The sequence below is a fragment of the Klebsiella sp. K5-204 genome (genome assembly GCF_030128585.1).
In the GTDB taxonomy this organism is placed as follows: domain Bacteria; phylum Pseudomonadota; class Gammaproteobacteria; order Enterobacterales; family Enterobacteriaceae; genus Klebsiella; species Klebsiella quasipneumoniae.
On record NZ_JAKUZS010000004.1, the window covers coordinates 400,811 to 414,747 of the forward strand.

General features: G+C 59.6%; 10 protein-coding genes and 1 pseudogene. 10 read left to right on the top strand and 1 reads right to left on the bottom strand.

Translation table 11 applies throughout. The annotated features are described in order from the left end of the window. Positions 1-12: 12 nt before the first annotated feature. From MKR05_RS13430 to gntU, 5 genes are all read left to right on the top strand, one after another. Positions 13-1,050, top strand: a complete 1,038-nt coding sequence (locus MKR05_RS13430; protein ID WP_032454242.1) for an oxidoreductase — start codon at positions 13-15, stop codon at positions 1,048-1,050. Between the two features lie 121 nt (positions 1,051-1,171). Continuing rightward, positions 1,172-1,867 (top strand): pirin family protein, encoded by a 696-nt coding sequence (locus tag MKR05_RS13435; protein ID WP_002920779.1) that lies wholly within the window; start codon positions 1,172-1,174, stop codon positions 1,865-1,867. Between the two features lie 239 nt (positions 1,868-2,106). After that, positions 2,107-3,102 (top strand): gluconate operon transcriptional repressor GntR, encoded by a 996-nt coding sequence (gntR, locus tag MKR05_RS13440; protein ID WP_023291217.1) that lies wholly within the window; start codon positions 2,107-2,109, stop codon positions 3,100-3,102. A gap of 180 nt (positions 3,103-3,282) precedes the next feature. Continuing rightward, positions 3,283-3,813 carry a gluconokinase gene (gene gntK, locus MKR05_RS13445; RefSeq protein ID WP_065812634.1) on the top strand — a complete coding sequence of 177 codons (531 nt, stop codon included), beginning with the start codon at positions 3,283-3,285 and terminating at the stop codon, positions 3,811-3,813. Next, positions 3,813-5,153: a gluconate transporter gene (gene gntU, locus MKR05_RS13450; RefSeq protein ID WP_004202127.1), complete on the top strand. Its 1,341-nt coding sequence runs from the start codon at positions 3,813-3,815 to the stop codon at positions 5,151-5,153. Before gntK ends, gntU begins: the two co-directional genes overlap by 1 nt. On the opposite strand, the pseudogene MKR05_RS13455 reads toward gntU, so the two are convergent. Further along, positions 5,150-5,511: pseudogene (locus tag MKR05_RS13455) on the bottom strand (hypothetical protein). The gene gntU and the pseudogene MKR05_RS13455 sit on opposite strands and share 4 nt — an antisense overlap. 103 nt (positions 5,512-5,614) lie before the next feature. Between MKR05_RS13455 and asd the strand changes: the two are divergent. The 5 genes from asd to glgA all read left to right on the top strand — a co-directional run bounded on the left by asd (position 5,615) and on the right by glgA (position 13,929). After that, positions 5,615-6,721 (top strand): aspartate-semialdehyde dehydrogenase, encoded by a 1,107-nt coding sequence (gene asd, locus MKR05_RS13460; protein ID WP_023291215.1) that lies wholly within the window; start codon positions 5,615-5,617, stop codon positions 6,719-6,721. A 239-nt stretch (positions 6,722-6,960) separates the two neighbouring features. Beyond that, a complete protein-coding gene (glgB, locus tag MKR05_RS13465; protein WP_284118862.1) occupies positions 6,961-9,147 on the top strand; it encodes a 1,4-alpha-glucan branching enzyme in 2,187 nt (728 codons plus the stop codon). Further along, the gene (glgX, locus tag MKR05_RS13470) at positions 9,144-11,120 is read left to right on the top strand and encodes a glycogen debranching protein GlgX (protein ID WP_023291213.1); all 1,977 of its coding nucleotides are present in this window, start codon (positions 9,144-9,146) and stop codon (positions 11,118-11,120) included. The genes glgB and glgX overlap by 4 nt, the downstream gene beginning before the upstream one ends. Before the next feature lie 80 nt (positions 11,121-11,200). Continuing rightward, positions 11,201-12,496, top strand: a complete 1,296-nt coding sequence (glgC, locus tag MKR05_RS13475; RefSeq protein WP_002920566.1) for a glucose-1-phosphate adenylyltransferase — start codon at positions 11,201-11,203, stop codon at positions 12,494-12,496. After that, positions 12,496-13,929 carry a glycogen synthase GlgA gene (gene glgA / locus MKR05_RS13480; RefSeq protein ID WP_004202133.1) on the top strand — a complete coding sequence of 478 codons (1,434 nt, stop codon included), beginning with the start codon at positions 12,496-12,498 and terminating at the stop codon, positions 13,927-13,929. Before glgC ends, glgA begins: the two co-directional genes overlap by 1 nt. Positions 13,930-13,937 lie beyond the last annotated feature (8 nt).

Below are 13,937 nucleotides of genomic sequence, written 5' to 3' on the forward strand. Positions count from 1 at the left end.
AAGGACAGCGTTATGACTCTGCACTGCGCATTTATTGGCTTCGGCAAAAGCACCACCCGCTACCATCTTCCTTACGTGTTACACCGCCAGGACCGCTGGCAGGTGGCGCACATCTATCGCCGTCGGGCGAAGCCCGAGGAGCAGGCGCCGCAGTATTCCCACATCCATTTCACCAGCGATCTCGATGAAGTATTAAACGACCCGCAGGTCAGGCTGGTGGTGGTCTGCACCCATGCCGACAGCCATTTTGACTATGCGAAAAAGGCGCTGGAGGCGGGGAAAAACGTGCTGGTGGAAAAGCCGTTCACCCCGACGCTGGAGGAAGCCAAGACCCTGTTTGCGCTGGCGAACAGCAAAGGCCTGACGGTGACGCCCTACCAGAACCGCCGTTTCGACTCCTGCTTCCTGACCACTAAAAAGGTGATTGAGAGCGGCAAACTTGGCGAACTGGTGGAGATTGAAAGCCATTTTGACAACTACCGCCCGCTGGCGGAGACCAACCCCGGCGGCCCGCAAAACGGCGAGTTCTATGGCCTTGGCGTGCATACCCTGGACCAGATTATTTCCCTGTTCGGCCGCCCGGACCATGTCGCTTACGATCTGCGCTCGCTGCGCAACAAAGCTAACCCGGATGATACCTTTGAGGCCCAGCTGTTCTACGGCGATCTGAAGGCCATCGTTAAGACCAGCCACCTGGTGCAGATCGACTACCCGAAATTCATCGTCCACGGCCATAAAGGCTCGTTTGTGAAATATGGTATCGACCAGCAGGAGACCAGCCTGAAAGCCAATATCATGCCGGGCGAGCCGGGCTTTGGCGCGGACGACAGCGTCGGCGAGCTGGTGTATGTCAACGAGGCAGGGGAGACGGTGCGCGAAGCGGTCCCGCTGGAGAGCGGCGACTATGGCCGGGTCTACGACGCGCTGTACGACACCCTCGTCAACGGCCAGCCAAATTACGTCAAGGAATCTGACGTTCTTACCAATATGGAGATCCTGCAGCGCGGCTTTGAGCAGCCCTCACCGGCCACCATTACTCTGGTGAAATAAGCCCAGTCGGCTCCTCGGCGCTTGTTCATATTTTTTGAACAGAGGAGTCAATTTTCACCCTCTATGATCGTCGGCGAAATGGGTCCACACTGACTCCATCGAAAACATATGGGGGTGCAACATGATCTACTTACGCAAAGCGAACGAACGTGGCCACGCTAACCATGGCTGGCTGGATTCCTGGCATACTTTCTCTTTCGCCAACTACTACGACCCGAACTTTATGGGCTTCTCCGCCCTGCGGGTGATTAACGACGACGTCATCGACGCCGGTCAGGGCTTCGGTACCCACCCACACAAAGATATGGAGATCCTGACCTATGTACTGGAAGGGGCGGTGGAGCACCAGGACAGCATGGGCAACAAAGAGCAGGTGCCGGCGGGCGAGTTCCAGATCATGAGCGCGGGTACCGGGGTGCGTCACTCTGAGTACAACCCGAGCAAAACCGATCGTCTGCGTCTGTACCAGATCTGGATTATTCCGGAAGAAACCGGCATTACCCCGCGCTACGAGCAGCGCCGCTTCGACGCCGCCCAGGGCAAACAGCTGGTGCTGTCGCCGGATGCACGGGATGGCTCGCTGAAGGTCTATCAGGATATGGAGCTGTATCGCTGGGCGCTGCTGAAAGATGAGCAGTCGGTTCACCAGATTGCCGCGGAACGTCGCGTCTGGATCCAGGTCGTCAAAGGCGAAGTGACCATCAACGGTACCAAAGCCACTACCAGCGATGGTTTGGCTATCTGGGACGAGCAGGCGATTTCGGTTCATGCCGACAGCGATAGCGAAATCCTGCTGTTCGATCTGCCGCCGGTTTGATCGTTATCTGAGGTCGTCTATACCCAAAATAATTTGAGTTGCAGAAAGGCGGCGACGCAGAGAATCCCCAGGAGCTTACTTAAGTAAGTGACTGGGGGTGAGCGAGGAAAGCCAACGCGCATGCAACTCGAAGTATGATGGGTATAAATAAATTGCGTAGCCTTCCCTCATGTTAGGGAAGGTTGCGCTTTGTCCGTGATAAACTGAGAAAATGTTCCCCGTTGATCACAGTCAGGACGATGAAAAAGAAAAGACCCGTACTTCAGGATGTAGCCGATCTTGTCGGCGTGACCAAAATGACGGTCAGTCGCTATTTACGCAACCCGGAGCAGGTCTCCGAAGCGCTGCGTGGCAAGATTGCCGTTGCCCTCGATGAACTGGGTTATATTCCCAATCGCGCCCCTGACATTCTCTCCAACGCCACCAGCCGCGCCATTGGCGTGCTGCTGCCATCGTTAACCAACCAGGTGTTCTCGGAAGTGCTACGCGGGATTGAAAGCGTCACTGACGCCTTCGGCTATCAAACCATGCTGGCGCACTACGGCTACAAGCCGGAAATGGAAGAGAAACGCCTCGAATCGATGCTCTCCTGGAACATTGACGGCCTGATCCTCACCGAACGCACCCATACGCCCCGCACCCTGAAGATGATTGAAGTCGCCGGCATTCCGGTGGTGGAGCTAATGGACAGCCAGTCACCGTGCCTCGATATCGCGGTCGGTTTCGATAACTTCGAAGCGGCGCGGCAGATGACGGCGGCGATTATCGCCCGCGGCCACCGCCACGTTGCTTATCTCGGCGCGCGTCTTGATGAACGTACTATCATCAAACAGAAGGGGTACGAGCAGGCGATGCTCGATGCGGGCATGACGCCCTACAGCGTGATGGTGGAGCAGTCCTCGTCCTATTCATCCGGGATTGAGCTGATGCGCCAGGCGCGCCGTGAATACCCGCAGCTTGACGGCATCTTTTGCACCAACGATGACCTCGCGGTCGGCGCGGCCTTTGAGTGCCAGCGCCTGGGGCTGAAGATCCCGGACGACATGGCGATAGCCGGTTTCCATGGCCACGATATCGGCCAGGTGATGGAGCCGCGGCTGGCCAGCGTCCTGACCCCGCGCGAGCGGATGGGGCGCATTGGCGCCGAACGTCTGCTGGCGCGCATTCGTGGCGAAGCGATTACCCCTAAGATGTTAGATTTAGGTTTCACATTGTCACCGGGCGGATCAATTTAAACTGACAAGTTTGAAGTAGATCACACATATTCACATCTGGCACGAATGGATATTGCTTCTCCACAGGTCCGGCATGACAATGTTACCGATAACAGTTACCCGTAACAATTAACCGATACGCCGCCTTCGCGCTCAATGAGTCAGCCCCGGCGCGGCGTACCTGTCCGGTGGGAGGATGCTTTGAGCACGACTAATCATGATCACCACGTCTACGTTCTGATGGGCGTTTCCGGCAGCGGGAAATCCGCTGTCGCCAGCGAAGTGGCGCATCAGCTGCATGCCGCGTTTCTCGACGGCGACTTTCTGCATCCGCGCAGCAATATCACCAAGATGGCCTCCGGTGAGCCGCTCAACGATGACGACCGTACCCCGTGGCTGCAGGCGCTAAATGACGCCGCGTTTGCCATGCAGCGTACCAATAAGGTGTCGCTGATCGTCTGTTCGGCGCTGAAGAAGAGCTATCGCGACATTCTGCGCAAGGGCAACCCGAACCTCTCCTTCATCTACCTGAAAGGCGGCTTCGAGGTGATCGAAAACCGTCTGAAGGCGCGTAAAGGGCACTTCTTCAAAACCCAAATGTTGGTGACGCAGTTTGAAACGCTGCAGGAACCAGGCGCCGACGAGAGCGATGTGCTTATCGTCGATATCGACCAGCCGCTGGAAGGCGTGGTGGCCAGCACCATTGAGGTGATCAACAAAGGCAGTCACTAGTGAGTACTTTAACGCTTGTTTTAACAGCAGTCGGCTCGGTATTGCTGCTGCTGTTTTTAGTCATGAAGGCGCGGATGCACGCCTTCGTGGCTTTGATGGTGGTTTCTATTGGCGCAGGTCTCTTCTCCGGCATGCCGCTGGATAAAATCGCGGCGACGATGGAGAAGGGGATGGGCGGTACGCTGGGCTTCCTGGCGATCGTCGTCGCGCTGGGCGCGATGTTCGGGAAGATCCTGCATGAAACGGGGGCGGTCGATCAGATTGCCGTCAAGATGCTCAAATCCTTCGGCCACAATCGCGCGCACTATGCGATTGGTCTCGCCGGCCTCATCTGCGCGCTGCCGCTGTTTTTCGAAGTGGCGATCGTGCTACTGATCAGCGTCGCCTTCTCGATGGCGCGCCATACCGGCACTAACCTCGTGAAGCTGGTGATCCCGCTGTTTGCCGGGGTGGCCGCCGCCGCGGCGTTCCTGCTGCCGGGACCGGCGCCGATGCTGCTGGCGTCGCAAATGCACGCCGACTTTGGCTGGATGATCCTGATTGGCCTGTGCGCGGCAATTCCGGGAATGATTATCGCCGGACCGCTGTGGGGCAACTTCATCAGCCGCTACGTTGAGCTGCATATTCCTGACGACGTGACGGAGCCGCATCTCGGCGAAGGCAAAATGCCCTCCTTCGGCTTCAGCCTGTCGCTGATCCTGCTGCCGCTGGTGCTGGTAGGCCTGAAAACCATCGCCGCGCGCTTTGTGCCGGTGGGGTCGACCGCTTACGAATGGTTTGAATTTATCGGTCACCCATTCACCGCGATCCTGGTAGCCTGCCTGGTGGCGATCTACGGCCTGGCGGTACGTCAGGGGATGGCGAAAGACCGGGTGATGGAGATCTGCGGTCATGCGCTGCAGCCGGCGGGCATTATCCTGCTGGTGATCGGGGCAGGCGGCGTCTTCAAGCAGGTGCTGGTTGACTCCGGCGTCGGCCCGGCGCTGGGTGAAGCGCTGACCGGTATGGGGCTGCCGATCGCCATTACCTGCTTCGTGCTGGCGGCGGCGGTGCGTATCATCCAGGGTTCCGCCACCGTGGCGTGCCTGACGGCGGTCGGCCTGGTGATGCCGGTGATTGAGCAGCTGAACTACAGCGGCGCGCAGATGGCGGCCTTGTCTATCTGTATCGCCGGCGGCTCGATTGTCGTGAGCCATGTGAACGACGCCGGCTTCTGGCTGTTCGGTAAATTTACCGGCGCCACCGAAGCCCAGACGCTGAAAACCTGGACGATGATGGAAACCATCCTCGGCACCACCGGGGCGATTGTCGGCATGATTGCCTTCCAGCTGCTGAGCTAAGTCTGTTCGCCACCCGCTCGCGGGTGGCCAAAAGCCAGGGTAACGCCGTTTACCCTGGCTTCCCGGCGATAAGCCGCGCTTTTTCCCTCTTTTCTCTTCCCGCTCCTCGCCCTTATTAGCGCTACGACGATGCTCGTATCCTTCGGCAAGCCTTGCTGCACCTGGGTTTGTTGCCTCTTTTTGGCAAGGGGAAAATCAGCGGATTTCGCGCTTAATCCATAATCAGGATCAATAAAATCGCGACGGAAAATGTTCCATTCCCTGGGTGATTTCCCCGATAATCATTGCGCTTTGACGACGACCAGCGACGGTGGACAATGTGCAGGATAAGTTGCTTTTCTGATTGTTCAGCAATCATTGATTAATTTCACTTGCGACTTTAGCTGCATTTTGTAAGGTGAGGGATAATCCAGTTGGAAACTGGTCAGGCACAAACAGCACACACCTCGCAGGAATACGTTATGAAAAATGTTGGTTTTATCGGCTGGCGCGGAATGGTCGGCTCTGTTCTCATGCAACGCATGGTTGAAGAGCGCGATTTCGACGCCATTCGCCCGGTGTTCTTCTCTACCTCCCAGCTGGGACAGCCAGCGCCGTCTTTCGGCGGTAGCACCGGTGGCACGCTCCAGGATGCGTTCGATCTGGACGCGCTGAAGGCACTGGACATTATTGTCACGTGCCAGGGCGGCGATTACACCAACGAGATTTACCCGAAGCTGCGCGAAAGCGGCTGGCAGGGTTACTGGATTGACGCTGCCTCTTCGCTGCGCATGAAGGACGATGCGATCATTATCCTCGACCCGGTTAACCAGGACGTGATCACCGCCGGCCTGAACAACGGCGTAAAAACCTTTGTCGGCGGCAACTGTACTGTCAGCCTGATGCTGATGTCCCTCGGCGGCCTGTTTGCCCAGGATCTGGTGGAGTGGGTCAGCGTGGCGACATACCAGGCGGCTTCCGGCGGCGGCGCGCGTCATATGCGCGAACTGCTGAGCCAGATGGGCCAGCTGCACAACCACGTCGCGGCAGAGCTGGCGGACCCGGCTTCCGCCATTCTGGATATCGAGCGCAAAGTGACGTCGCTGACCCGCAGCGGCGAGCTGCCGGTGGATAACTTCGGCGTACCGCTGGCGGGCAGCCTGATCCCGTGGATCGACAAACAGCTGGATAACGGCCAGAGCCGCGAAGAGTGGAAAGGCCAGGCGGAGACCAACAAGATCCTCGCCACCTCGTCCGTTATCCCGGTAGACGGCCTGTGCGTCCGCGTTGGCGCGCTGCGCTGCCACAGCCAGGCGTTCACCATCAAGCTGAAAAAAGATGTCTCTATCCCGACCGTTGAGGAGCTGCTGGCCGCGCACAACCCGTGGGCCAAAGTGGTACCGAACGATCGCGACATTACCATGCGCGAGCTGACCCCAGCCGCGGTGACTGGCACCCTGACCACCCCGGTAGGTCGCCTGCGTAAACTGAATATGGGGCCGGAGTATCTGTCGGCCTTTACCGTTGGCGACCAGCTGCTGTGGGGCGCCGCGGAGCCGCTGCGCCGGATGCTTCGCCAGCTGGCGTAAGCGCAGGATAAACAGAAAGGGGGTCTTCGAGCCCCCTTTTTTTTTTGCGTAATACAAGGAGTAAACGCGGATGTTAGATTTTTCCCCACGGAGGTAACTCAGCCTTGGCTATGCTTTAAGTAAGGAATTCCTTACCTGAAGGTGGGACGGAGCAGAAGGATGCAGAAGGCGCTGCGCCGTTCAGGTCAAAAAAAGTCGCCAGTTACAGGAATGAGCGACACTTACAACAGGATGAAAGCATGTCTAATCATATCGATAGAGACGTGATTAATGCGCTAATCGCCGGTCATTTCGCGGACCCTTTTTCCGTGCTCGGCATGCACCGTACCGACGCCGGGCTGGAAGTGCGCGCATTATTACCCGATGCCACCGATGTGTGGGTTATTGAACCGAAAACCGGACGCAAAGTCGGCAAGCTCGAATGCCTCGACTCGCGTGGTTTCTTCAGCGGCGTTCTGCCGCGGCGTAAAAACGCCTTTCGCTATCAGCTGGCCGTCACCTGGCACGGGCAGCAGAATCTGATTGATGACCCTTATCGCTTTGGTCCGCTGCTGCAGGATCTTGACGTCTGGCTGCTGTCGGAAGGGACCCACCTGCGCCCTTACGAAACGCTGGGCGCGCACGCCGCCACCATGGACGGCGTCACCGGCACCCGTTTCTCGGTATGGGCGCCGAACGCCCGTCGCGTCTCAGTGGTGGGGCAGTTTAACTACTGGGACGGCCGGCGCCACCCGATGCGATTCCGCAAAGAGTCCGGCATATGGGAACTGTTCGTCCCGGGCGCGCACAATGGCCAGCTGTATAAATTCGAGCTGATTGACGCCCACGGCCATCTGCGGGTCAAAGCCGACCCTTACGCCTTTGAATCGCAAATGCGTCCGGAAAGCGCCTCGCTTATCTGCGATCTGCCGCCTAAAGTCGAACAGCCGGCGGACCGCAAAGCGGCGAACCAGTTCGATGCCCCTGTCTCTATCTATGAAGTGCATCTTGGCTCATGGCGTCGTCATACCGACAATAATTTCTGGCTGAGCTACCGCGAGCTGGCCGACCAGCTGGTGCCCTACGCGAAATGGATGGGCTTCACCCATCTCGAGCTGCTGCCGGTTAACGAGCACCCGTTCGACGGCAGCTGGGGCTATCAACCCACCGGCCTCTATGCGCCGACCCGCCGGTTCGGCACCCGCGATGATTTCCGTTACTTTATCAACGCCGCGCACGCCGCCGGGCTAAACGTCATTCTGGACTGGGTGCCTGGCCACTTCCCGGCGGATGATTTTGCCCTTGCCTCTTTCGATGGCACCGCGCTGTATGAGCACAGCGATCCGCGCGAGGGGTATCACCAGGACTGGAATACCCTGATCTACAACTACGGACGCCGCGAAGTCAGCAACTTCCTGGTGGGAAATGCGCTGTACTGGATCGAACGCTTCGGCATCGATGCTCTGCGCGTCGACGCAGTGGCCTCGATGATCTATCGCGACTATAGCCGCAAGGCGGGGGAGTGGATCCCCAATGAATACGGCGGCCGGGAAAATCTGGAAGCCATTGAGTTTCTGCGCAACACCAACCGCATCCTTGGCGAACAGACGCCGGGCGCGGTCACCATGGCGGAAGAGTCCACCGATTTCGCCGGGGTAACCCGTCCGCCAGCCGGCGGCGGCCTCGGTTTCTGGTTCAAATGGAACCTCGGCTGGATGCACGACACCCTGGATTACATGAAACTCGATCCGGTGCACCGCCGCTTCCATCACAACAAAATGACCTTCGGCATGCTCTACAACTACACCGAGAACTTTGTGCTGCCGCTCTCCCACGATGAAGTGGTGCACGGCAAAAAATCGATTCTCGACCGCATGCCGGGGGACGCCTGGCAGAAGTTCGCCAACCTGCGCGCCTACTACGGCTGGCTGTTCGCCTTCCCGGGGAAAAAGCTGCTGTTTATGGGCAATGAGTTCGCCCAGGGCCGCGAGTGGAACCACGACGGCAGCCTCGACTGGCATCTGCTGGAGGGCGGCGACAACTGGCACCACGGCGTCCAGCGGCTGGTGCGCGACCTGAACCATACCTATCGCCACCATAAGGCGCTGCACGAGCTGGACTTTGACCCGTACGGCTTCGAATGGCTGGTGGTGGACGACCACGAGCGCTCAGTGTTTGTCTTTGTGCGCCGCGACCGGGCGGGGAACGAGATTATCGTCGCCAGCAACTTCACGCCGGTGCCGCGCCACGACTACCGCTTCGGCATCAACCAGCCGGGCCGCTGGCGCGAGGCGTTGAATACCGACTCAATGCACTATCACGGCAGCAACCAGGGCAACGGCGGGGTGGTGGAAAGCGATGCCATCCCCAGCCACGGTCGCGAACATTCGCTGTCCCTGACCCTGCCGCCGCTGGCGACGATCTGGCTGGTCCGGGAGGCGCAATGACCAACCTCGCGGCAGGCAAGCCTGCGCCGTTGGGCGCCAGCTATGACGGCAAGGGGGTGAACTTCGCCCTCTTCTCCGCCCACGCGGAGCGGGTGGAGCTGTGCGTGTTCGACGAGCAGGGCAACGAGCAACGCTTCGATCTCCCGGCGCGCAGCGGCGACATCTGGCACGGCTGGCTGGCTGCCGTCGGGCCGGGCCTGCGCTACGGCTACCGGGTGCATGGCCCCTGGGATCCGGCGCAGGGACACCGCTTTAACCCGGCCAAGCTGCTGCTCGATCCCTGCGCTCACCGGGTTGAGGGCGATCTGCCGGACGACGAGCGCCTGCACGGCGGAATGTGGCAGCCGGATCATCGCGATAGCGCCGCGATAGCGCCAAAATCGCAGGTAGTGGATCTGCGTTACGACTGGCTGGGCGATAAACCGCCGCGTACCCCGTGGGGGGAAACGGTGCTTTATGAAGCGCACGTGAAAGGGCTCACCCTGCTTAATCCGCAGCTGCCGGAAGCCATTCGCGGAACGTATAAGGCGCTGGGCCACCCGGTGATGATCGCTTACTTCAAATCGCTGGGCATCAGCGCCCTTGAACTGTTGCCAGTGGCGCAGTTCGCCAGCGAGCCGCGACTGCAGCGGATGGGGTTGAGCAACTACTGGGGCTACAACCCGCTGGCCTGGTTCGCGCTGGATCCGCGCTATGCCAGCGACCCGACGCGCGCCCTGGATGAGTTTCGCGATGCGGTTAAGGCGCTACATGCCGCCGGTATCGAGGTGATTCTGGATATCGTGCTCAACCATAGCGCGGAAATCGATCTTGAAGGTCCCACCGTCTCCCTGCGCGGAATCGACAACCGTAGCTATTATTGGGTAAGGGAAGATGGCGATTATCACAACTGGACCGGGTGCGGGAATACGCTCAATCTCAGCCACCCGGGGGTAGTGGAACTGGCGCGCCAGTGTTTGCGCTTCTGGGTGGATGAGTGCCATGTCGACGGTTTTCGCTTCGATCTCGCCTCAGTGATGGGGCGGACGCCGGAATTCCGCCAGGATGCGCCGCTGTTCGAGGCTATCCGCCACGACAGCGTGCTGTCGCAGGTGAAACTGATCGCCGAACCCTGGGATATCGGCCCGGGGGGCTACCAGGTGGGCAATTTTCCCCCGCTGTTCGCCGAGTGGAACGACCATTTTCGCGATAGCGCCCGCCGCTTCTGGCTGCAGCAAAACGTCTCCCTGGGGGATTTCGCGCAACGCTTCGCGGCCTCCAGCGATCTCTTTGCCCGTGATGGCAAGCCGCCATCGGCGACGGTCAATCTGGTGACGGCCCACGATGGCTTCACGCTGCGCGACTGCGTTTGTTTCAATCAGAAACACAATGAGGCGAACGGGGAGGAGAATCGCGATGGGACTAACAATAACTACAGCAACAATCATGGTATAGAAGGATTAGAAGCTAATTTTGCGGTGATTGAACGGCGACGCGCCAGCGTGCATGCGCTGCTGACGACGCTGCTGCTGGCTCAGGGGACGCCGATGCTGCTGGCGGGCGATGAGCAGGGCCACAGCCAGCACGGCAACAATAATGCCTACTGTCAGGACAACGCCCTGACCTGGCTCGACTGGCGCCAGGCGAACCCGGGATTAACCGCCTTTACCGCGGCGCTGATCCACCTGCGCCGGCGCATTCCGGCGCTCACCCGCAACCGCTGGTGGCAGGAGGGGGATGGCAGCGTCCGCTGGCTTAATCGCCATGCCCAGCCGCTGACTGCCGGGGAGTGGCAGCAGGGGGCAGCGTGTATGCAGATCCAGTTGTCGGATCGCTGGCTGCTCACGCTGAACGCCACCGCAGAGGTGGTCGATATGGTTTTACCCGAGGGGGAATGGCGCGCCGTTCCTCCATTCGCCGGAGAGGATAATCCGGTCATCATGGCTGTCTGGCATGGGCCCGCGCACGGAGTGTGCGTATTTCAAAGGTCGTAAGCCCTGAAGCTTCCGGTTGAACCCGTGGCGGCGGCGCGGCGGGATGAGCAGGAAAGCGAGGGTGTAAAAAGGAGTTAATCATGGTTAGGCTTGAAAAAAACGATCCGCTGATGCTGGCGCGTCAATTACCTATCAAATCCGTGGCGTTGATCCTCGCGGGCGGCCGTGGCACCCGGCTTAAGGATCTCACCATTAAGCGTGCGAAACCTGCCGTTCACTTCGGCGGCAAGTTCCGTATTATCGATTTCGCATTATCTAACTGCATTAACTCAGGGATCCGCCGCATCGGCGTTATTACCCAGTATCAGTCGCATACGCTGGTGCAGCATATACAGCGCGGCTGGTCGTTCTTCAGCGAAGAGATGAACGAGTTTGTCGATCTGCTGCCGGCCCAACAGCGCGTACACGGCGAAAACTGGTATCGCGGCACGGCGGACGCGGTGACGCAGAACCTGGACATCATCAGCCGCTACAAGGCCGAGTACGTGGTGATCCTCGCGGGCGACCATATTTATAAGCAGGACTACTCGCGCATGCTGATCGACCATGTCGAAAAAGGGGCGCGTTGCACCGTGGCCTGCATGCCGGTGCCCATTGAAGAGGCATCCGCCTTCGGCGTCATGGCGGTCGACGAAAACGAAAAAATCATTGAGTTTGTCGAGAAACCCGCCAACCCGCCGGCGATGCCGACCGACCCGACCAAATCGCTGGCCAGCATGGGCATTTATGTCTTCGACGCCGCTTATCTTTATGAGCTGCTGGAGGAAGACGATCGCAACGAGAACTCCAGCCATGATTTCGGCAAAGACATCATTCCGAAGATCACCGAAGCTGGCATGGCTTATGCACATCCTTTCCCGCTCTCCTGCGTGCAGTCCGACCCGAACGCCGAGCCGTACTGGCGCGACGTGGGGACGCTGGAGGCCTACTGGAAGGCCAACCTCGATCTGGCGTCAGTCACGCCGGAGCTGGATATGTACGACCAGAACTGGCCGATCCGTACCCATATGGAATCGCTGCCGCCGGCGAAGTTCGTGCAGGACCGTTCCGGAAGCCACGGCATGACCCTGAACTCGCTGGTCTCCGGGGGCTGCATTATCTCCGGGTCGGTGGTGGTGCAGTCGGTGCTGTTCCCGCGCGTGCGGGTGAACTCATTCTGTAACATTGATTCGGCAGTCTTGTTGCCAGATGTCTGGGTGGGGCGCTCATGCCGCCTGCGTCGCTGCGTGATTGACCGCGCCTGCGTCATCCCGGAAGGAATGGTGATTGGTGAGAACGCGGAAGAGGATGCACGCCGCTTCTATCGCTCAGAGGAAGGTATCGTGCTGGTGACCCGCGACATGCTGCGGAAATTGGGGCACAAACAGGAGCGCTAATGCAGGTCTTACATGTATGTTCTGAGATGTTCCCGCTGTTAAAGACGGGCGGTCTGGCGGACGTCATCGGCGCGCTGCCGGCGGCGCAAATCGCGGAGGGTATCGATACGCGCGTGCTGTTGCCGGCGTTTCCCGATATCCGCCGCGGCGTGGTGGATGCCCAGGTGGTGACCCGCCGGGATACGTTCGCCGGGCGGATCACGCTGCTGTACGGCCACTTTAACGGCGTGGGGATCTATCTGATAGACGCCCCGCATCTCTATGACCGGCCGGGGAGCCCTTACCACGATACCAACCAGCACGCTTATACCGACAACGTTCTGCGCTTTGCGCTGCTGGGCTGGGTGGGAAGCGAAATGGCCAGCGGACTGGATCCGTTCTGGCGCCCGGATGTGGTCCATGCCCACGACTGGCACGCCGGCCTGACGCCGGCCTACCTGGCGGCGCGCGGGCGTCCGGCTAAATCGGTCTTTACCGTGCACAACCTGGCGTACCAGGGGATGTTTTACTCCTGGCATATGAATGATATCGAGCTGCCGTGGTCGTTTTACAACATGCATGGCCTCGAGTTTAACGGCCAGATCTCGTTTCTGAAGGCCGGCCTTTACTACGCCGACCATATTACGGCGGTGAGCCCGACCTACGCGCGCGAGATCACCGAGCCGCAGTACGCCTACGGCATGGAGGGGCTGCTGCGTCAGCGCCATCATGAAGGGCGGCTGTCGGGAATTCTCAACGGCGTTGACGACGGTATCTGGAGCCCGCAAAACGACCTCCTGCTGCCGATGCGCTACGATCGCGACACGCTGGAGGAGAAGGCGGAGAACAAGCGTCAGCTGCAGATCGCCATGGGCCTGAAGGTCGATGATAAAGCGCCGCTGTTTGCCGTCGTCAGCCGTCTCACCAGCCAGAAAGGGCTCGATCTGGTGCTTGAAGCGCTGCCGGGCCTGCTCGAGCAGGGCGGCCAGCTGGCGCTGCTGGGCGCCGGCGATCCGGTGCTGCAGGAAGGGTTCCTCGCCGCCGCTGCCGAACACCCGGGCAAGGTGGGGGTGCAGATTGGCTATCATGAGGCCTTCTCCCACCGCATTATGGGGGGCGCCGACGTCATTCTGGTCCCGAGCCGCTTTGAACCCTGCGGCCTGACCCAGCTGTACGGTCTGAAGTACGGTACGCTGCCGCTGGTGCGCCGCACCGGCGGGCTGGCGGACACGGTCTCTGACAGTTCGCTTGAGAACCTTGCCGATGGTCTGGCGACAGGTTTTGTCTTTGAGGACAGCAATGCGCTGTCATTGCTGCGCGCTATACGTCGCGCCTTTGTCCTCTGGTCGCGCCCATCGCTCTGGCGCTATGTGCAGCGTCAGGCGATGAATATGGATTTTAGCTGGCAGGTTGCCGCGAACTCCTATCGCGAACTTTATCAACGCTTGATGTAATCACTGGA

What these genes read in the sequence shown, in the direction of transcription:
- MKR05_RS13430 (WP_032454242.1), top strand. Translation starts at nt 13, where the DNA reads ATGACTCTGCACTGCGCATTTATTGGCTTCGGCAAAAGCACCACCCGC.
- MKR05_RS13435 (WP_002920779.1), top strand. Translation starts at nt 1,172, where the DNA reads ATGATCTACTTACGCAAAGCGAACGAACGTGGCCACGCTAACCATGGC.
- gntR (WP_023291217.1), top strand. Translation starts at nt 2,107, where the DNA reads ATGAAAAAGAAAAGACCCGTACTTCAGGATGTAGCCGATCTTGTCGGC.
- asd (WP_023291215.1), top strand. Translation starts at nt 5,615, where the DNA reads ATGAAAAATGTTGGTTTTATCGGCTGGCGCGGAATGGTCGGCTCTGTT.
- glgB (WP_284118862.1), top strand. Translation starts at nt 6,961, where the DNA reads ATGTCTAATCATATCGATAGAGACGTGATTAATGCGCTAATCGCCGGT.
- glgX (WP_023291213.1), top strand. Translation starts at nt 9,144, where the DNA reads ATGACCAACCTCGCGGCAGGCAAGCCTGCGCCGTTGGGCGCCAGCTAT.
- glgC (WP_002920566.1), top strand. Translation starts at nt 11,201, where the DNA reads ATGGTTAGGCTTGAAAAAAACGATCCGCTGATGCTGGCGCGTCAATTA.
- glgA (WP_004202133.1), top strand. Translation starts at nt 12,496, where the DNA reads ATGCAGGTCTTACATGTATGTTCTGAGATGTTCCCGCTGTTAAAGACG.